This is a genomic window from Helicobacter pylori SA37A, from assembly GCF_000476015.1.
Taxonomy (GTDB): domain Bacteria; phylum Campylobacterota; class Campylobacteria; order Campylobacterales; family Helicobacteraceae; genus Helicobacter; species Helicobacter pylori_DB.
The window spans coordinates 65,684-85,588 of the sequence record NZ_CBOO010000007.1 but is presented as its reverse complement, the minus strand read 5'-3'; the positions used below and the strand labels follow the sequence as shown (position 1 = coordinate 85,588).

The 19,905-nt window shown below is 39.8% G+C and carries 20 protein-coding genes; 8 read left to right on the top strand and 12 right to left on the bottom strand.

Annotated elements, in window-relative coordinates; genetic code table 11:
* Positions 1 to 24: 24 nt before the first annotated feature.
* From QT76_RS08395 to valS, 9 genes are all read right to left on the bottom strand, one after another.
* Positions 25 to 177, bottom strand: coding sequence for a hypothetical protein (locus QT76_RS08395; RefSeq protein ID WP_033616807.1), 153 nt, complete (start codon positions 175 to 177; stop codon positions 25 to 27).
* Positions 178 to 250: 73 nt separating this feature from the next.
* Positions 251 to 1,042 (bottom strand): NYN domain-containing protein, encoded by a 792-nt coding sequence (locus tag QT76_RS04795; protein ID WP_033616806.1) that lies wholly within the window; start codon positions 1,040 to 1,042, stop codon positions 251 to 253.
* 564 nt (positions 1,043 to 1,606) lie between these two features.
* Positions 1,607 to 1,963 carry a 50S ribosomal protein L19 gene (gene rplS / locus QT76_RS04790; RefSeq protein WP_017284496.1) on the bottom strand — a complete coding sequence of 119 codons (357 nt, stop codon included), beginning with the start codon at positions 1,961 to 1,963 and terminating at the stop codon, positions 1,607 to 1,609.
* A gap of 21 nt (positions 1,964 to 1,984) precedes the next feature.
* On the bottom strand, positions 1,985 to 2,674 hold the full coding sequence (gene trmD, locus QT76_RS04785; RefSeq protein WP_000672969.1) for a tRNA (guanosine(37)-N1)-methyltransferase TrmD: 690 nt from the start codon (positions 2,672 to 2,674) through the stop codon (positions 1,985 to 1,987).
* On the bottom strand, positions 2,675 to 3,229 hold the full coding sequence (gene rimM, locus QT76_RS04780) for a ribosome maturation factor RimM (protein WP_033616805.1): 555 nt from the start codon (positions 3,227 to 3,229) through the stop codon (positions 2,675 to 2,677). It lies immediately after the preceding gene.
* On the bottom strand, positions 3,230 to 3,553 hold the full coding sequence (locus QT76_RS04775; RefSeq protein WP_033616804.1) for a KH domain-containing protein: 324 nt from the start codon (positions 3,551 to 3,553) through the stop codon (positions 3,230 to 3,232).
* Positions 3,554 to 3,569: 16 nt separating this feature from the next.
* Positions 3,570 to 3,800: a 30S ribosomal protein S16 gene (gene rpsP / locus QT76_RS04770; RefSeq protein WP_000216125.1), complete on the bottom strand. Its 231-nt coding sequence runs from the start codon at positions 3,798 to 3,800 to the stop codon at positions 3,570 to 3,572.
* Between the two features lie 73 nt (positions 3,801 to 3,873).
* Complete coding sequence (ffh, locus tag QT76_RS04765; RefSeq protein ID WP_033616802.1) at positions 3,874 to 5,220, bottom strand: signal recognition particle protein; 1,347 nt, start codon at positions 5,218 to 5,220, stop codon at positions 3,874 to 3,876.
* Between the two features lie 14 nt (positions 5,221 to 5,234).
* Positions 5,235 to 7,853, bottom strand: coding sequence for a valine--tRNA ligase (valS, locus tag QT76_RS04760; RefSeq protein WP_033616801.1), 2,619 nt, complete (start codon positions 7,851 to 7,853; stop codon positions 5,235 to 5,237).
* Positions 7,854 to 7,978: 125 nt separating this feature from the next.
* On the opposite strand from valS, the gene fliW reads away from it, so the two are divergent.
* From fliW to fic, 6 genes are all read left to right on the top strand, one after another.
* Positions 7,979 to 8,386: a flagellar assembly protein FliW gene (gene fliW / locus QT76_RS04755; protein ID WP_001105864.1), complete on the top strand. Its 408-nt coding sequence runs from the start codon at positions 7,979 to 7,981 to the stop codon at positions 8,384 to 8,386.
* Positions 8,387 to 8,395: 9 nt separating this feature from the next.
* Entirely contained in the window at positions 8,396 to 9,457 is a 1,062-nt protein-coding gene (gene murG / locus QT76_RS04750) for an undecaprenyldiphospho-muramoylpentapeptide beta-N-acetylglucosaminyltransferase (protein WP_033616800.1), read from the top strand.
* Between the two features lie 109 nt (positions 9,458 to 9,566).
* Positions 9,567 to 11,654 (top strand): Hop family outer membrane protein HopI, encoded by a 2,088-nt coding sequence (gene hopI, locus QT76_RS04745; RefSeq protein ID WP_033616798.1) that lies wholly within the window; start codon positions 9,567 to 9,569, stop codon positions 11,652 to 11,654.
* A gap of 22 nt (positions 11,655 to 11,676) precedes the next feature.
* Positions 11,677 to 15,354: a Hop family outer membrane protein HopL gene (gene hopL, locus QT76_RS04740; protein WP_033616797.1), complete on the top strand. Its 3,678-nt coding sequence runs from the start codon at positions 11,677 to 11,679 to the stop codon at positions 15,352 to 15,354.
* A 21-nt stretch (positions 15,355 to 15,375) separates the two neighbouring features.
* Positions 15,376 to 16,173, top strand: a complete 798-nt coding sequence (gene proC / locus QT76_RS04735) for a pyrroline-5-carboxylate reductase (protein WP_033616795.1) — start codon at positions 15,376 to 15,378, stop codon at positions 16,171 to 16,173.
* Between the two features lie 5 nt (positions 16,174 to 16,178).
* Positions 16,179 to 16,712 carry a protein adenylyltransferase Fic gene (gene fic / locus QT76_RS04730; protein WP_033616793.1) on the top strand — a complete coding sequence of 178 codons (534 nt, stop codon included), beginning with the start codon at positions 16,179 to 16,181 and terminating at the stop codon, positions 16,710 to 16,712.
* Between the two features lie 245 nt (positions 16,713 to 16,957).
* On the opposite strand, the gene ybeY is transcribed toward fic, so the two are convergent.
* From ybeY to QT76_RS04715, 3 genes are all read right to left on the bottom strand, one after another.
* Positions 16,958 to 17,380, bottom strand: a complete 423-nt coding sequence (gene ybeY, locus QT76_RS04725; protein ID WP_033616792.1) for an rRNA maturation RNase YbeY — start codon at positions 17,378 to 17,380, stop codon at positions 16,958 to 16,960.
* Between the two features lie 53 nt (positions 17,381 to 17,433).
* The gene (locus QT76_RS04720; RefSeq protein ID WP_033616791.1) at positions 17,434 to 17,928 is read right to left on the bottom strand and encodes a flavodoxin; all 495 of its coding nucleotides are present in this window, start codon (positions 17,926 to 17,928) and stop codon (positions 17,434 to 17,436) included.
* 91 nt (positions 17,929 to 18,019) lie between these two features.
* Entirely contained in the window at positions 18,020 to 18,601 is a 582-nt protein-coding gene (locus QT76_RS04715) for a DedA family protein (protein WP_033616790.1), read from the bottom strand.
* 123 nt (positions 18,602 to 18,724) lie between these two features.
* Here QT76_RS04715 and ccoS point away from each other — a divergent pair, with 123 nt between their 5' ends.
* Together ccoS and QT76_RS04705 are read left to right on the top strand one after the other, a co-directional pair.
* Positions 18,725 to 18,916 (top strand): cbb3-type cytochrome oxidase assembly protein CcoS, encoded by a 192-nt coding sequence (gene ccoS / locus QT76_RS04710; protein WP_001090949.1) that lies wholly within the window; start codon positions 18,725 to 18,727, stop codon positions 18,914 to 18,916.
* A gap of 15 nt (positions 18,917 to 18,931) precedes the next feature.
* On the top strand, positions 18,932 to 19,903 hold the full coding sequence (locus tag QT76_RS04705) for an NAD(P)-binding domain-containing protein (RefSeq protein ID WP_033616789.1): 972 nt from the start codon (positions 18,932 to 18,934) through the stop codon (positions 19,901 to 19,903).
* Positions 19,904 to 19,905 lie beyond the last annotated feature (2 nt).

The following is a 19,905-nucleotide window of genomic DNA, read 5'->3' as shown; positions in this document are numbered from 1 at the left end:
TATAAAAATTTTTGACAGAGTAAGTTAAAATTTTAAAACGATCGGATTTTGAAAAATCTCAATACCACCGACTACCGCCAAAAACACGCGCACATTCCCCATAAAACCACCATTAAGTGCTAATTTATCTCCGTTTTCAAAAATCACTCCATAATAGAGAGCAAAAAATGAAATCATGGATTAGAAAAATCCGCTTAAGCTAACCCTTTTAAAATGGGTGCTTTTTTGTCCCCTTGGTGGGGGGATCGTGTTAGTTCTTCTTAAAGAGTTGGTCTTTAAATGGGTTGTTAAAAGGCTCGTTGGGGGAAAAGTTCTTTTTCTTGGGGGTGTACTGATTTTTTGGCAAGTTATCTACAATTTCAGCGACACTGCGTTCTCTCACATTGCAAGACTTCTTCAAGTCTGAAGGGACAGAATTGGGGCTTTCTTGAATGTTGGCGATGAAGACTTCAAAGCCTTTCTCCCAAGCGGCTTCTAACACAGGCACAAAATCGGTATCCCTGCTGAACAGCAAAATACACCCTCCTTGTTTGGTGCAATACAGCTTGGTAATATCGTGCGCCAACAGCGCATCAACTTGTTTTTGACGCAACTTTAAGTAAGGTATGAAAATCTTGGCTTCTAGACCATTATAGACTTCTTTGTCTTCGAACTTATATACGAATTTGAACTTTACCCGCCCGACTCGTAATTTCACTTGATTTTGTTGGGCGATCGCATGGTTGAAAGATTGGATAATCCCTGATTTATTCACTCTTTCCTCATAATCTTTAGGATTCTTCTCTTTATACTCCTCAAGTTCTTCGTTTTTATTGCCCTTGATTCTAGGTTCAACTTCTGTGAAAGGCTCAGATACATAAAAATAGATCCGCTTCAATTCCTCTTCAGGCTCCAAAAACGAACGGATTAGCGCTAAGAGTTGATCGGGATTGTTGAAATTAAAATTAGGCTCTTTTAAACGCTCATCCGTTTCTTGGATTGCTTTCAAATCGGCGAGAAGATTTTCCCAATCCACAAAAATCGTGGTTTCAGTTTTTTCCATGCTTTCTCCCAAAATATGAATTTTGCCATAAGGGTTGAGTATAGCATGGGGATTTAAACATGCCTTGTTTTTTAAAATAAAATAAAGGTTCTGTTCTCATCAAACAGACACTCAAAGCCTTAATTAATTTCTTTTATTTTTTAAAAACTTTATAGTAAAACTTTCTTGAGAATATAGGGGGATATTTCGCGCTTTAATATTCTTTCAAACCCTTTAAATCCCCTAACCTGATCGCTTTTTTTAAGGAGTTATCGTTTAACTTGCGTCAAGCTTTTTGTATTTTGATGGTAAAAAACGCTTTTTAACCTTTTTTAAAATTTGACAACCAACGCCCCATTAAAAAACAGAGCCAAAAATTCAGTTTAACAGATAGCAGGTAGAGAAAAAAGTTATTGAAATTTTGCTTTGAAAAAACGAATGCTAAAGCAAAGTTTTAAAAAAGTTGGTAATAAAAGCTAAAAAGAAAAACTATTCTTAAAAGAAAGGGTTAAAAACTCACTCTAACCCTTAAAAACCAGAAATATCTTCCTAATCAGTCTTTTTAAAAAAGAATCTTAACAGAAATTAATGGCGGACTTCTTTAATCCTTGCTGCCTTACCTCTCCTATCGCGCAAGTAGTAGAGCTTCGCGCGGCGCACCCTACCCACACGCAACACCTCAACGCTCGCCAAACTTTCACTATAAAAAGGGAAAATTTTCTCCACGCCGATATTGTTAGCCCCTATTTTACGCACGCAAAAAGTCTTATCCACGCCATTGCCTCTAATCGCAATGCACACGCCTTCAAAATACTGAGTTCGTGTTTTTTCGCCTTCTTTAATGGTAATACCCAATCTCAAAGTATCGCCGGCTTTAAATATTGGCATGGTCTTGTCTTTTAATTGAGCGTCTTCAAACTGCTGAATGTAGCGGTTTTTCATGTGTTTTCCTTAATGTCAATTTCATGATTTGTGCTGTTTGAATAAATCAAGGCGGTAGAATTTCGTCCTTAATTTTGACAAATCAAGTTTTAGTTGCTTGATTTTAGCATGATTTCCTTTAGAATATTCTAAAGGGGCAGGGATTTTATTGATTTCTTTGGATTTAAAAACAGCGTTAGCGAAATTAGGGGCTTCCAAATAATGGTTTTCAAAGCTCTCATTTTCTAAAGATTGGGCGTTACCCAAAACCCCTTGAATGTGGCGAGCGATACTATCTATCAAGCACAACGCCCCAAGCTCGCCCCCTGTTAAAATAAAATCGCCTATACAAAAAACCTCATCAGCGTCAAGTTCAATAGAGCGTTCATCAAAGCCCTCATAACGCCCGCACACCAAAACGACATGCTTTTTTTGAGCCAAACGCATCGCGTCTATTTGCTTGAAAGGCTTGCCCACCGCGCTTAAAAAAATCGTGTGTTTAGGGTTTTTAACAGAATGGAGCGCGTTTTCTACCATCTCAGGGTCTAAAATTTGCCCCGCACCCCCACCAATGAGCGTGTGATCCGCTTTTTGATATTTATTAGCACTAAAATCTCTAAGGTTTAACACTTCCAATTCAAAAAGATTTTTTTCTAACGCTCTTTTTAAAATAGAATCTTCAAAATAAGGCCATACAAGTTGTGGGAAAAGGGTTAAAACGCTGAATTTCACTCAACTATTCTCTAAAAGCGTTTTAGCGTTATGGGTGGTTATTTTTTTGTCTTGCAAAAGGATTTCTTGGATATAAAAATCCCTATAAGGGATTAAAAAAATCTTAGCCAAACCTTTTTCAACCAAGTTCAGCGTGGTTTCAACCATGAAATAATCTGTTTGAGAAATCCTTTGGATTTCTATGACTTTCCCTAGAATCTCGTTTTCTTCCACCACGCTAAGCCCTACTAAATCGCAATAAAAAAACTCGCCCTCTTTTAAAACACAGAGTTTTTTGCTCTCTGCTTCGCTCATAAAAAGCCCTAAATTAGTCAGCTCTTTAGCCTTTTCGGGCGTGTGGATAGTTTCTAAAAATAATAGGTTTTTGGCATGTTCATAAGAATGGATCACATAGTCTTTAAAAGAAGAAGCACAAGAGAAAGCGTTCAAGGGAGCAACGCTCACCTTAACGCCTTTTTTTAAGCACTCCGGAAAATCGCTCTCTAAATGAAGCTTTAACCCCCCATTAAGCCCCACGCTTTTACCAATTCTGCCCACTAAAAGCATAGAAACCATTCAAGGCGTTTGATCGCTATTTTTACTGGCAAAAACAACGATTTTATAAGAAAACCCGTCTTTGGCTTTCACACCAGAAACAAACGCCTTAATCGCGCTCACCATTTTGCCCTCTTTACCGATCACATGCCCCATGTCTGATGGGTGGGTATAAATAGTGATTTGTTTGACTTTATCTTCTAAAAGCGTGTGCTCTACGCTCAAAACTTGAGGAAAAGAAACAACCTTTTTTAAATATTTTTCTAAAAAAGCCGCCACGCAATACGAATAGTCCTTACATTCAGCTTGAGAAAAAGGCGTGTTTAAAGGATCTGATTCGTGCATTTAACCTCACAAAACCTTAGGCTTTTTGAGAAAGTTTTTCCACCCTCTCGCTCATTTTAGCCCCCACGCCTTTCCAGTAATTCAAGCGCTCCTTATCAATTTTAATATCTTTAGGCTCGCTTAAAGGGTTGTAATACCCAATGGATTCAATCCAGCCTCCATCCCTTCTTTTCCTAGAATCGGTTACCACCACTCTGTAAAAAGGCTTTTTCTTTCTCCCGATACGAGTGAGTCTAATGACTGTCATTACAAAAATCTCCTAAAATATTCGTATTAAATTTGAGATTATACAACAAAAGCGCCCAAAACATGCTTAAAAGTTAGCGCATTTTAGGGGGCGTTTGATTTTTAGCCTGACTCATTAGATTCATCAAATCGCTAATGCCCTTTTTATTGGTTAAGCGTTTCGCCATTTTGCTCGCTTGATCAAAGCGTTTGATGATGCGATTGATTTCAGACACTTCTAAGCCGCTCCCTAAAGCGATCCTTTTTCTTCGGCTGCCGTTTAAAATCTCGGGGTTTTCTTGCTCTTTTTTGGTCATGGAATTGACCATGGCCTTGATTTTTTTCACTTCTAAAGAGCTTTCTAAATCCGTGTCTTTTAGTGCGCTTGCCATATTCCCTAAACCTGGAATCATAGAGATCAGAGAACTCATAGAGCCTAATTTTTTCACTTTTTCAATCTGGTTTAAAAAATCGTTGAAAGTGAATTGCCCTTTTTTGAGTTTTTTGCTCAAATCTTTGGCTTCATTAGGGTTTAAAACGCTGGCGGTTTTTTCAGCGAGCGAGACAATATCTCCAGCCCCCATCAAACGCCCCACAATCCTTTCAGGCACAAACACATCTAAATCAGGGATTTTTTCCCCGCTCCCAATAAACCGCAAGGGTAAGCCCAATTGATAAGTGATGCCTAAAGCGATACCCCCTTTAGAATCGCTATCAAATTTGCTTAACACCACCCCACTCACGCCTATTTCTTCATTAAAGGTGTTCGCGCTTTTGACCCCATCTTGCCCGCTCAATGCGTCTGCAACATACAGCACTTCATGGGGGTTTAAGATTTCTTTAATCTCTTTTAATTCTTGCATAAGCTCTTTATCAATGGCTAAACGCCCCGCGCTATCCACGAGTAAAACATCAAATTGCGCTTCTTTAGCCCTTTTTAAAGCGTTGTTAGCGATTTCTTTCACGTTTTTATTTTCTTCATAAAAAACTTCCACGCCCACTTGTTCGCCCAAAACCTTTAATTGCTCCACCGCTGCTAAGCGTTGCAAATCGCATGCACATAAAAGCACTTTTTTATTTTTGGTTTTTAAATAATGAGCGAGTTTAGCGGTGGTGGTTGTCTTACCGCTCCCTTGCAAACCTGCCATTAAAACCACGGTGGGGGGCGTTTGAGCGAAAGTGAAACCACTGCTCCCTTTAGCGCTTAAAATTTCTAACAAACTCTTTTCTAAAGCGTCTAAAAATTGCTGCTTGCCAATGCCATTGAGTTTAGTTTGACTTTCCACTTTTTTGAGCAATTCTCTAGCCACTTTATGATGCACATCGTTTTTTAAGAGCGTTTTTTTCAATTCATCTAACGCCCGATCTAGCGCTTTTTCATCATCTTGAAAGCGGATTTTATTGAGTGCGTTTTTAAACCCATCGCTTAATGCTTGAAACATTTTCTATCCTTTTATTATGGTTGTTCTAACAAATCCAATTCTTGCTTGATCTTACTCTCTTTTTCTAAAAGCGTTTTTAAACTCTCTTTGGCTTTTTCTAGCACGCTTTTAGGCGCGTTTTTGACAAAATTTTCATTGTGCAAATTGAGTTTTAGTTTTTCTTTTTCCAGTTTTTCTAGCTGCTTTTTTAAACGAGCAACAAGCGGGCTTAAATCAAGATTTTCTAAATTTGCATAAGTTTGGCAAAATTCCCCCACATCGCTCACGCTTTTTAAAGGCTTATAAGTTATCACGCTGACTTTTTCCAACCTCGCTAATTTTTGGGCGTAAGTTTGCAAACGCTCTGTGTTTTCTATGGCTTGCCTTAATCCCACGCTCGCCTCTTTTAAAACAATCGGTGGGGTTTCTAGCATGATTTTCAAACGCCTTAAAGACACGATGCAATCTTTGATCACTTCAAATTCATGCTCTAATGGCTCATCTTGCGCCAAATCTTTAGGGTAAGGCATGATCATGATAGAATGAGCGTTTTCTAGTTGAGTGTTACTGAGCTTGTGGTATAAAGACTCGCTAATAAAAGGCATGAAAGGGTGCAAGAGTTTTAAAGCCTCTTTTAACACGCTCCCTAACTCGTCTATCGCTTCATTTTCCACTTTAGAAAATTCAATGAACCAATCGCAAAATTCCCCCCACAAAAAGCGGTATAACAAAGTCGTGGCGTCATTAAAGCGATAGTTATCTAAAGCGTTACGAACCTCTTTAGTAACAAGATTCAAGCGCGATTTCGCATAACGCCCCAAAGGCGTTTGGTATTCGTTCAAACGCTCTTTATCTTTGAAAGCTTCTTGTTTGAGCTTCAAATAACTCACCGCATTGAAAATCTTGTTGGCGAAATTCTTGTTATTTTCTAAATGCGTAGTGGAAAGCTTAATGTCCCTGCCCGTAGCACACAAATTGGCTAAAGTGAAGCGCAAACTATCCGCGCCGTATTTTTCTATCATCTCTAAAGGATCTATCACATTACCTTTAGATTTGCTCATTTTTTCACCCTTTTCATCCCTAACCAAGGCGTGCAAGTAAATGTCTTTAAAGGGCAATTCGCCTAAAAGCGACTCGCTGCAAAAAAGCATTCTGGCCACCCAAAAAAAGAGAATATCAAACCCGGTAATGAGCGTTGTGTTAGGGTAGAAATCTTTCAAATCGCTTTCATTAAACAAATCGCTTTTTTCTTGCCCCCACCCTAGAGTAGAGAACGCCCATAGCCCTGAACTAAACCATGTGTCTAGCACATCTTTATCTTGCTCTAGCGTTTCACTCTTGCAAGTAGGGCAATTTAAAGGGGTATCAAGGCTCACGAACTGGTGGTTATTCTCGCAAGTAAACACCGGTATTTGATGCCCCCAAAACAATTGCCTGCTGATACACCAAGGGCGTAATTCCCTCATCCAAGCGTTATAATTATTGATCCAATTAGAAGGGTAGAATCGTGCCAAACCTTGTTGGATTTTTTCAATAGAACTTTGAGCGATTTCAGGCTTGACAAACCATTGTTTAGACACATAAGGCTCTACCACATTATGGCAACGATAGCAATGCCCCACTTGATGCGTGTGCTCTTCTATCTTTTCTAACAAGGCGTTTTCTTTTAATTTTGCTACGACCTTGTCTCTGGCCTCTAATCGCTCCAGATTCTCAAATTCCCCGCAATGCGCGTTTAAAATCCCCTTTTCATCAAAGATTTTAATCGTTTCTAAATGGTGGCGTTTGCCCACTTCATAATCGTTAAAATCATGCCCAGGGGTAACCTTCACACACCCTGTGCCAAACTCCATTTCCACATGTTCATCAGCGATAATAGGGATTGTGCGATTGATTAAAGGCAAGATTACTTGTTGCCCCACCAAATGCTTGTATCTCTCATCATTAGGATTGACCATAATCGCGCTATCGCCAAACAAAGTTTCAGGGCGTGTGGTAGCCACCACTAAATAATCTTTTTGATTTTCTAAATAATATTTAATATAATACAACGCCCCCTTACGCTCTTCATACTCCACTTCAATATCGCTCAACGCCCCATCTTTCGTGCACCAATTCACCATGTAATGATCTTGAACGATCAAGCCTTGCTCATACCATTTTAAAAACGCCAATTTAACCGCTCTTTGCAAGCCTTTATCCATCGTGAAACGAGTCCTAGAAAAGGCTGCGCTCACGCCTAAATGCTTCATTTGCTCTAAAATCGCTCCCCCGCTTTTTTCTTTCCACTCCCACACTTTTTTAATAAACTCTTCACGCCCTAAATCTTCTTTTTTAATCCCTTGATTTAGAAGTTGCTTTTCTACAACATTTTGCGTAGCAATCCCAGCATGATCCAACCCGGGCTGATACAAAGTCTTATACCCGTCCATGCGTTTGTAACGCACCAAAATATCTTGCAAGCTTAAAGTTAAAGCATGCCCAATATGCAAGACACCGGTCACATTAGGAGGAGGCATCATCAAACAAAATCGTTTGCCTTTTTCTTGGATTTCTTCATTGCCATCAATTTCAAAATACCCCCTATGAGAGCAAATTTCATAAATCTTTTTTTCTATCTCTTGGGGTTGGTAAGTGGTGGGTTCTTGTTTCATTATTATTTTTATCCTAAAATAAAACGATCCTTAATTTTGGAACGCCTTTTGCTTTTACGCTTTTAATTGTTGCGTATTTTTTTAAAATTATACAACAAAGCATTTAAATTAAAAAGGATAGTCTAGTGAATTACTTTTTAAAAGCCCCCATTTTAGGATTTGAGCATATCAGCGAAGTGCGTTTGGAAAAGATTGACTCCCTCTTTAGCCGGTTAGTCAGTCAAAATAATTCCCCCATGGCGTTGGATATGGTCTTAGTGAATCCTTATTGTTTGAGAGAATATAGTTTTGTGATACCCAAATACATAGAATTACTGCTAGAATTAGATTCTCATTCCAAAGTAGAGGTGTATTGCGTGGTCGTGTTGCAAAAAAATTTAGAAGATTCTATGGTTAATTTCTTAGCCCCATTAGTGTTTAATTCCAAAAATGGCTTTGGCGCTCAAGTGGCGCTTTCTATGATGGATTATCCGGATTTTGGCTTTAGAGATCCTTTAAAAAGCTTTGTGATTAAAGAAAAAGAACGAGCTTAAGGTTTAAGCATGAAAGTCGCTCTTACAGGGGGAGGCACAGGTGGGCATCTCTCTATCGCTAAAGCCTTAGCCATAGAATTAGAAAAACAAGGCATAGAGGCGATTTATCTAGGCTCAACTTATGGGCAGGATAAAGAATGGTTTGAAAATAGCCCCCTATTTAGCGAACGCTATTTTTTCAACACGCAAGGCGTAGTCAATAAAAGCTTTTTTAAAAAAATAGGCTCTTTGTTCTTGCAAGCTAAAGCCGCTTTTAAGGCTAAAGAAATTTTAAAAAAACACCAGATCACGCACACTATTAGCGTGGGAGGGTTTAGTGCAGGGCCGGCGAGTTTTGCAAGCTTGCTTAATAAAATACCCCTTTATATCCATGAGCAAAATGCGATTAAAGGCTCTCTTAACCGCTATCTTTCCCCCAAAGCTAAAGCGGTGTTTTCAAGCTATGCGTTTAAAGATAAAGGAAATCATGTTTTAACCTCCTATCCCGTGCAAAACGCTTTTTTTGATTTCGCTAGGACTCGCACGGAAATCAAGCATATTTTATTTTTAGGCGGTTCGCAAGGGGCAAAAGCGATCAATGAATTCGCTTTATTAAACGCTCCCAAACTCACCAAACAAGGGATTAAAATCACGCACATTTGCGGCCCCAATTCTTATGAACAAGTGCGTTTTTTTTACCAGGAATTAGGGCTGTTGGACAAGATAGAATTGTTCGCTTTCCACAATAACATCACAGAAGTCATGCACAGAGCGGATTTGTGTGTGAGTAGAGCCGGAGCGAGTAGCGTGTGGGAATTGTGCGCCAATGGCCTACCCACGATTTTTATCCCCTACCCTTTTGCGAGCAATAACCACCAGTATTACAATGTCTTAGAATTTGAAAAAGAAAACCTATGCTATGTTGTGCCTCAAAATGAATTGTTACCCAAAAAGCTCTTTGAAGTGATTAGAAAGCTCAACCAAAAAGACGATCAAGGCAATAAAAATCTCACCACTATCAGCGCCAAATTGCAACAAAAAATCGCTAAAAATGGTGCAAAAACCATTATTGAAACGATTTTGAGTGCCTAAAACAGCCCATTTTAATCAATAATTAAGCGACTAATCACTAAACTAAACGACAGATAAAATAAAACTAGGATAGCTCAAATCTTTTAAAAAGAAAAGGATAACCCCCTAAATGAAAAAATTCAATCAAAAATGGCTTATCTATTCTAGCCTGCTCCCCTTATTTTTTCTTAACCCTTTAGCGGCAGAAGATGATGGGTTTTTTATGGGGGTGAGTTATCAAACTTCTTTAGCCGTTCAAAGGGTGGATAACTCAGGGCTTAACGCCAGTCAAGACGCATCCACTTATATCCGCCAAAACGCTATCGCTCTAGAATCTGCGGCGGTGCCTTTAGCCTATTATTTAGAAGCGATGGGGCAACAAACGAGAGTTTTAATGCAAATGCTCTGCCCTGATCCTTCCAAACGCTGTTTGCTCTATGCAGGGGGCTATCAAAACGGGCAAAATAATAATGGCGATACAGGCAACAACCCCCCAAGAGGCAATGTCAATGCCACCTTTGATATGCAATCTCTAGTCAATAATTTAGACAAACTCACCCAACTCATCGGCGAGACTTTAATCCGTAACCCTGAAAACCTTTCTAACACCAAAGTCTTTAATGTCAAATTTGGCAATCAAAGCACCGTTATTGCTTTACCTGAAGGTTTAGCCAATGTCATGGACGCTTTAAACAATGATATTACTAACGCTTTAACCACGCTCTGGTATAACCAAACTCTAACGAATAAATCTTTTAATAGCAATGGTTCAGTGAATTTTAGCCCTGAAGTGTTGCAACACCTTTTGCAAGACGGCTTAGCCACCTCAAATAATAATCAAAACATCTGCAGCAGCCAAAACCAATGCACCGCTACTAACGAAGCCAAATCCATCGCCCAAAACGCCCAAAACATCTTCCAAGCTTTGATGCAAGCAGGGATTTTAGGGGGCTTAGCGAATGAAAAGCAATTTGGCTTCACTTACAACAAAGCCCCTAATGGCAGCGATTCCCAACAAGGCTACCAAAGTTTTAGCGGTCCGGGTTATTACACCAAAAATGACGCTGGCAACACGCAAGCCCCCTTAAAAACCTTACCCGCTGGAGCGACGGTAGGATCAGGTAATGGCCAATACACCTACCACCCTAGCTCTGCAGTCTATTATTTAGCTGACAGCATCATCGCTAATGGCATCACCGCTTCTATGATTTTTTCAGGCATGCAAGTTTTTGCCAACAAGGCCGCTAAACTCACAGGCACTTCAGATTATAAGCAAATGCAAGACGCTATCAACTATGGGGAAAGCTTGCTCAATAACACCCAAGCGTATGGGAATTTCATCACCAATTGGGTCGCCCCCTATTTGGATTTGAACAACAAGGGTTTGAATTTTTTACCTAGCTATGGAGGGAAAGTCAATACCAATAATCCAACCCCACAAAATAGTTTAACCCCACAACAAGCCCAACAAGAACAAAAAGTGATCATAAACCAACTAGAGCAAGCCACAAACGCCCCAACCACCGCACAAATTGACAAGATCTTATCAAGCCCCTATTCCCCCACGGCAAAAACTTTAATGGCTTATGGGCTTTATCGCTCTAAAGAGGTGATTGGTGGGGTGATTAATGAAATGCAAACTAAAGTGAATCAAGTCTATCAAATGGGCTTTGCTAGGAATTTTTTAGAGCATAACTTTAATTCTAACAACATGAACGGCTTTGGCGTGAAAATGGGCTATAAGCAATTCTTTGGCAAAAAGCGCATGTTTGGGCTTAGGTATTATGGCTTTTATGATTTTGGTTACGCGCAATTTGGCTCAAACCCCTCTTTAGTGAAAGCCACGCTCTCTAGCTATGGTGCAGGCACAGACTTCCTCTATAATGTTTTCACCCGAAAAAGGGGGACTGAAGCGATAGATATAGGTTTTTTTGCCGGCATTCAATTTGCAGGGCAAACCTGGAAAACGAATTTTTTAGATCAAGTGGATGGCAACCATCTCAAGCCCAAGGACACTTCTTTCCAATTCCTTTTTGATCTAGGTATAAGGACTAATTTTTCCAAGATCGCCAAGCAAAGAAGATCTCGTTTTTCTCAAGGGGTGGAATTTGGCCTTAAAATACCGGTGCTTTATCACACCTATTACCAATCAGAAGGCGTTACAGCGAAATATAGAAGAGCTTTTAGTTTTTATGTGGGCTACAATATAGGTTTTTAATTGAATACAATAAGGGAAAAATATGATAAAAAAAGCTAGAAAATTCATACCGCTCCTTTTAATCAGCTCCCTCTTAGCTGAAGATAATGGCTGGTATATGTCTGTAGGCTATCAAATCGGCGGCACGCAACAATTTATCAACAACAAACAACTCTTAGAAAATGAAAACATTATTAATAGCGTTACTCAAAGCGCGATTAATGTTGCAGGCCCTACCACCGGTTTGATTACTTTAAGCTCTCAAAGCGTCATTGACGCTTTAGGCTATGGGGTGAGTAATACCGTAGGCAACCAACTAGAAGGCATTTCTAATATCTTAAATCAAATTGGCAAAAGAAAAGATTTTTATTCTAGCCGTCAAATCTCTAGCATTTCCCAACAAATCATAGGGCTTAAAGGAAGCTCTGACCCCTTAAAAGCCCACTCTTCACAAATCACAGCCAAACTCCTTTCCAACACTCAAGGCGCTTTTAATGAAGGCGTTGCGCTAAGTTCTAGCATCATTAGCTCTGTGAATAGCCTTAATCCTAGCAATAACACCCAAGAAGTCAAAGCCCAGCTCCAAAACACCGCGCAATCCATGACAGAATTGTTGCAAGAAATTGAAAACAGCATCACCAAAACCACTAGCACCACTTATGTGCAATCCTTAATCACCAATCTAACCGATGCGGTGAATGCCTCTAGCAATAATACCGCTTATGTGAGCGCTCTTATCAACGCCTTAAACACTTTAGGGGTAGGATATTTCCCTACGACAACCACAACGCATGTGGTGTTAAACCCACCAGGACAAGTCGTGTTCTATCCAACTAATTCCATTTTAGGCTCTACTTCTTCAAACAGCAACAACCAACAACAATACAACAACACCCTTTTAATGAACACTTTACAAGGGACATTGAGTAATAACGCAAGCGGCTCTCAAAATAACCCCAATGGTTGCACTAGCCAAGTCCAATGTTTAGAGCAATTTATCCAAGAATTAGCCCCTTTAGCCGCAACCCCCACTTCAAACAACCAGGCCAACCAACAAGTCCAAGCCATTGCCCAAAAACTCCAAAGCGTCGCTATCAACACTTTAGACAACAATGCAATCAACAACACCACTTATAATTTAAACAACTTGCACAACGCCTTGAATTTTCAAGCCTATGAAAGCACGATAGAACAATACAACAACGCTTTAAAACAAATTAATTGGATTAGTTTTAATGAGCCTAAAAACTTGCTCAAAAACACTTCTAATAATTACCAAATTGGCACGGTTACCAACGCTCAAGGGCAAAATATCAGCGCGTATGATTGCATGACTGCCACCGGAAGCCTTTCTAGCAATGCTTCTAGCGGGATTTCATGCTCAGCGGCAAGCTCCACAAATAATACAAGCAGCTTTGACAATTCTTTAGTCGCCACTTCACAAGTCCAAACCATTAATGGTAAAGAGCAAATCGGCGTGAATTCTTTCAACCTTGTTTCTCAAGTGTGGAGCGTTTATAACTCTTTAAAAACTTCAGAACAAAATTTGCAAAACAACGCTAAGATCTTATGTGGGACGCAATCTGGGACAAGCTCATGCAATAATACCAGCTCTTCTTCCGGGGGTTTGAGTCTCAGCGGGAACTCCCAATTGCAAAATATTTTAAGCTCTAACGGGAATAATACTACCACTCAAACTAAAAGCAACGCTTCTAAACTAAAGGCGATGGTGGTTGTGAACAATGAAGAAGAAACCAAGACAACCAACTTGGCTCAAAGCAGTGGGGCAACCACACAATCCCCTAACAGCACGGTAATGGGAGCCTTGAACACCGTGTTGCAAAATGTCAGTAATTTCCAACAAAGCGTTCAAAGCGCTTTTCAAAACCAAGAAAGCAATATCCAAGCTTGGGCGAACGCGATTTATAACACTAATGGGAGTCAATCGCAATATATGAATGCTAACAATAACCAAGATTTACGCATCCAATTGAGAGCGAATTTTTACCAGCTCATCAATACGATTAACCAGCAAGTGCCTACAGACATGAGCGCTTTAATCGCTCAAAGCCAACAAACCCAGCAAACAAGCGGAGCAACCAACAATAATAACGCATGCGCGAGCGGAACGAATGGGAGTAATAGCAACTGGTGCTATCAGCAATGGTCCGATTCTAAGGCTTATTACAGCGGGTTGCAAAGCGCTTTAGGGTATCAAACACAAGCGACAACTCAAAGCGGGAGCAATGGTGGGAAGAGCATCACCTACAATGTCCAACAAATCACGCTCACTAGTAATGGTTTGCTCAATAACATCATTTCATCTCTTAAGAGTTTTAGCAGTAGCGGAAATAATGGGAGTAATGGGAACGGAAACATCAACACAGCCTACCAAATGCTCACAGACGCCAGCGATGGGAAATTAGGGACTTATGCTAATAACGCCTATCAAACATGCACCAATGGAGCGAATGGTGGGAATAGCAGTAATTGCTACACCCCTAGCAAAACGCAAAGCGCCACCGCTGCAACCACTAACGCAACCACTAATGAAAATAATAACTTGCAAAAAGTCTATAATGACGCCCAAAAAATAGCCAACATTATCGCCAGCTCTGGGAACAATAAAGGCGTTGAAAACGGCTTAAAACAATTCTTTGAAGCACTAAAAAGTAATAGCAGTAGTCTCAGTAATTTGTGTAATGGTAGTAGCGGTAGTAGTGGTGCTGCTTGCACCGGTGGGCTTATCAACCTCTTAGGGGCAATCCCTACCAATGGGGTGAGCGATACGAATAATTTAATTAATTTGCTCACCGAATTTATCAAAACCGCCGGGTTTATCCAAAATAATGATAATAGCACTAATGAGAGCCTTAAAAACGCTTTTCAAGCCATTACGAGCGCTGTTTCTCAAGGGTTTCAAGCCTTGCAAAACGACATTAGCCCTAATGCGATTTTAACCTTGCTTCAAGAAATCACTTCCAACACCACCACCATTCAGTCATTCTCTCAAACCTTACGACAGCTTTTAGGGGATAAAACCTTCTTTATGGTGCAACAAAAACTCATTGATGCGATGATTAACGCCAGGAATCAAGTTCAAAACGCGCAAAATCAAGCCAATAGCTACGGCGCTCAACCCATTTTAAGCCAGTATGCACCCGCTAAAAGCACCCAACATGGCATGAGTAATGGTTTAGGGGTTGGCATAGGCTATAAATACTTTTTTGGTAAGGCTAGGAAATTGGGCCTAAGGCATTATTTTTTCTTTGATTACGGCTTTAGTGAAATCGGCATAGCGAGTCAAAGCGTGAAAGCGAATATCTTTGCTTATGGGGTAGGCACGGATTTTTTATGGAATTTATTCAGAAGAACCTATAACACGAAGGCGCTGAATTTTGGGCTATTTGCCGGAGTCCAACTAGGCGGCACGACTTGGCTTAGCTCTTTAAGGCAACAAATCATTGACAATTGGGGGAACGCTAATGACATCCATTCAACGAATTTTCAAGTGATGCTGAATTTTGGGGTGCGCACCAACTTTGCAGAATTTAAGCGTTTTGCTCAAAAATTCCACAATCAAGGGGTTATCAGCCAAAAGAGCGTGGAATTTGGGATTAAAGTGCCTCTCATCAATCAAGCGTATTTGAGCAGCACTGGGGCTGATGTGAGCTACAGAAGACTTTATACTTTTTATATTAATTACATCATGGGGTTTTAAAAATTTCAAAAAAGGCACATCATGGAAACTTTGCAATTCATTGGCTATGGGAATATGGCTCAAGCGATTTTGGAAGGCTCGCATGAAATTTTATCCAAGCGTTTTATTTTAGAGGTTACCGGGCGAAACCCTGAAAAAATCGCCCCCTTTTTACAAGAAAAAAACATTCAAGCCCAAATCGTGCCTTACAAAGAAGCTATTGATATACACCAAAAATTCGTGTTTTTACTTTTCAAACCTTACAACCTTAAGGATTTTAATTATCAAGGGCAAGCTAAAAGCGTTTTGAGTGCTTTAGCTGGCGTAAATTTTGAAGCTTTAAGCAATGCGATAGATTCTTTACATTACTTAAAATGCATGCCCAATATTGCGAGCAAGTTCGCCCTTTCTTCTACGGCGGTGTGTGAAAAATCGGTTGCGCCTTCAATAAGCGAGAAAGCTTTGAGCATTATTGAAAGTTTTGGGAATTGCGTGCGAGTGGGCAATGAAGAGCAGGTGGATGCCAGTATAGCGACCAATGGGAGCGCGCTCGCTTTTTTAAGCTTGGTAGCGAGCAGTTTGAAAGATGCCGGTATTAGAGAGGGCTTGAACGCTAAAGATTCTTTAGAATTGGTGGAAATGAGTTTTAAAGGCTTTGCCAAGCTGTTAGAAAAAGAACGCCCTGAGGTGATCATGGAGCAAATTTGCACCCCTAAAGGCGCAACGATTGAAGGCTTGAGCGTTTTAGAAAAAAAGGGGGTTAGAGGAGCGTTTATCAAAGCATGTCATGAAAGCGTGAAAAAAATGCACCCCCTAAAAAATTGCACTCTTAAAAAATAAACGCGATGCATTTAGATAGGCAGAGTTTAGAAAAAGCCAAGCATTTGATCCAAAGCGGTCTGATTGACACCATAGAAGTAGGTACGATCAAGGGCTTGCAAGAAATCCATCGGTTTTTGTTTGAAGGGCTGTATGAATTTGCCGGGAAAATCAGGGATAAAAATATTTCTAAAGGGAATTTCAGGTTCGCTAACTGCTTGTATTTGGATTTGATTTTACCCAGAATTGAGAGCATGCCACAAAGCAATTTCAATCAAATCATAGAAAAATATGTGGAAATGAATATCGCTCACCCTTTTTTGGAGGGTAATGGCAGAGCCACTAGGATATGGCTTGATTTGTTGCTTAAGAAGGAATTAAAAAAAATCGTGCTTTGGGATAGGATTGATAAAGCCGCTTATTTGAGTGCAATGGAAAGGAGTCCTGTGAATGATTTGGAAATCAAAACGCTTTTAAAAAAGCATTTGAGTTCTAATACCAACGATCCCTTAACTTTCATTAAAGGCGTTATGCAGTCGTATTATTATGAAGGGCTTTGAAAAAATACTAAAATCATTTTTTATAATCTAATACGAAAGAGTTTGACGCTAGTCAAGAGATAGTTTTTTATAATGCGATCTTAGGGGATTAGTGGGGTTTAGTTGGGGGTTGTAGGAGGAAATGTTTTATCTCCTATCCCCCCTTTACTATAAAATAAAATTTAAAATATAAGACAAAATAATTAAAGCCCCATTTTAAAAGAAATTAAAAGCTTTATTTGTCAGTATTAGTAGAGCATCTAAACCTAATCCTGTGTGCGTTCAATCAAACTCAAAGGCAAGTCAAACGCTTTAATGAGTTCGCCCTCTTTTTGGCGTTGTTCACCCTTATCTTTTTCATGGTCATAGCCTAACAAGTGCAACACCCCATGGATGAATAAAAGAGCGATCTCATTTTCTAAGCTATGCCCTAATTTCAGGGCGTTAGTTTGAGCTAATGGCGCATTAATCACCACGCTCCCTAAAGGGGTGTGAGGGATCGCTTCTAAAGGGAAGCTCAAAACATCGGTAGCGTAATCGCAGTTCCTTAAATCCCTGTTGATTTCTCGCATGGTTTCATTGCTCACCAAAACAAGCTCAATGATTTGAGTGGGGGCTAAAACATTTGCGATTTTTTCCAATAATAAAAAGTCTGATTCTAGCGGGGTTTGGTTGTCTATTTCTAGCATCAAAGATATAAAAAGAAGTTTAAAAAAGCCCTAAAATTTAGGGCTTATAAAGATTAAGCGAAAGAACCTTTAACTTGTTCTACCCATTTTGAAATCCTCTCATCAGTGAGATCGTCTTGATTGTCTTCATCAATCACAAGACCCACGAATTTACCGCCTTCTACCGCTTTAGAAGCTTCAAAATGGTAACCATCAGTGGGAGTTTGCCCTACCACTTTGCCGGCTTTAGCTTTTTCATAAATGTGGAAAATGCCTTCTGCGAAAGTTTCGCTGTAAGTGTCTTGATCGCCCAAGCCTACAAGCCCAATGGTTTTATTCGCAAAGTCGCTCGCTTCTAGTGTGCCTAAAAAGTCTTCCCAATCTGTTTGCAAATCGCCCGCACCAGCTGTTGGAGCGACTAAAATAACCTTTGTAAAGCCATTAAATTGATCTTTAGAAGCTTTAGCCACATCAATCACTTCGGCATTACCAATAGCCTTGCTGATTTTTTCGGCAATGGCTTCAGCGTTCCCGCTGTCTGTCCCAAAAAAGATACCAATTTTTCCCATGTTCTCAATCCTTGTGTTTAAAGATATTAACGCACCCGCTTTATGCGAATGCTTGTGGGCGTAGTCTAGCGCATTTAATTAAACATCTTGCTTAAAAACCCATTTTGCGCGAATATCGTTTCAATAAAAACCATATTAAAAGCGCTATGAGAACAAAACTTATGATAAAAAACGAAGTGTAATGAGAAAGCCTTTCATACAGCGTTTTCACCCAATCGCTCGCTTGAAAAGAAACGCTCCCCACGATTAACGCCCACAAAAAACTGGAAAAAACATTAAGCCATAAAAATCTTTTTAAAGGGTATTTGCTAAAACCAATTGCCAAAGGCACAACGCTTTTAATCCCATACAAATATTTATTGACAAAAATCATTAAAAAAGCGTAGCGTTTCACCCACAAACTCGCCAAAGCAAGCTTTCTTCTATGCTTTTGGAAATACTTTAAAAACTCCCTTTTTTGATAGCGGGCAAAGATTACAAGAGCCCCACTCCCTATTAAATTCCCTAAAAAAGCGACAAGAATGGTTATTTTTATATCTAAAGCGTGCGTGGTAGCGCTCAAAATAGAAGCGATGACAATCCCCACATACCCACCCCCTAAAGAATATAAAAATAAAATAAGATAACCCCACTCCTTAAAACCCTCTTGAAAACGCAACAACGCTTCTTGCATAAAAACCCTCTTTTGATTCGTTTTTATTTTCATGTTATCCAAACTTATTCAACCTGTTGGTGATTTAAACGCTATCTTTTAGTATAATGACAGCATTATCCTAATAACCTAAAAGATATAGAGATGAATACAGAAATTTTAACCATCATGTTAGTTGTCTCAGTGCTTATGGGATTGGTAGGCTTAATAGCGTTTTTATGGGGGGTTAAAAGCGGTCAGTTTGACGATGAAAAACGCATGCTTGAAAGCGTGTTGTATGATAGCGCGAGCGATTTGAACGAAGCGATTTTACAAGAAAAACGCCAAAAGAATTAAAATAAAAGGATAGGAATGGACCAAGAAATTTTAGATGTATTGATAGTGGGCGCAGGGCCTGGGGGCATTGCCACGGCCGTAGAATGCGAAATAGCCGGCGTTAAAAAAGTGCTTTTATGCGAAAAAACCGAAAGCCATTCAGGCATGTTGGAAAAGTTTTATAAAACCGGTAAAAGGATTGATAAAGATTATAAAAAGCAAGTCGTAGAGCTTAAAGGGCATATCCCTTTTAAAGACAGCTTTAAAGAAGAAACTTTAGAAAATTTCACTAACCTTTTAAAAGAGCACCGCATCACGCCAAGCTATAAAACCGATATTGAGAGCGTGAAAAAAGAAGGCGAATTGTTCAAAATCACCACCACTTCTAACACAACCTGTCATGCTAAATTCGTGGTGGTTGCGATCGGGAAAATGGGCCAGCCAAACCGCCCTACTTATAAAATCCCTATCGCACTCTCCAAACAAGTGGTTTTTAGCATCAACGATTGTAAGGAAAATGAAAAAACCCTTGTGATCGGCGGAGGCAACTCAGCGGTGGAATACGCCATTGCTTTGTGCAAAACCACCCCTACCACCCTCAATTACCGCAAAAAAGAATTCAGCCGCATCAATGAAGACAACGCTAAAAACTTGCAAGAAGTCTTAAACAACAACACGCTTAAAAGCAAGCTTGGAGTGGATATTGAAAGCCTAGAAGAAGATAACACTCAAATTAAGGTGAATTTCACCGATAACACGAGCGAGAGTTTTGATCGCTTGCTGTATGCGATCGGAGGCTCTACCCCTTTAGAGTTTTTTAAACGCTGTTCTTTAGAATTAGATCCTAGCACGAATATCCCTGTAGTGAAGGAAAATTTAGAGAGCAACAATATCCCTAATTTATTCATCGTGGGCGATATTTTATTCAAATCAGGAGCGAGCATCGCTACCGCACTCAATCATGGCTATGATGTTGCGCAAGAAATCGCTAAAAGGTTGCACTCTTAAAG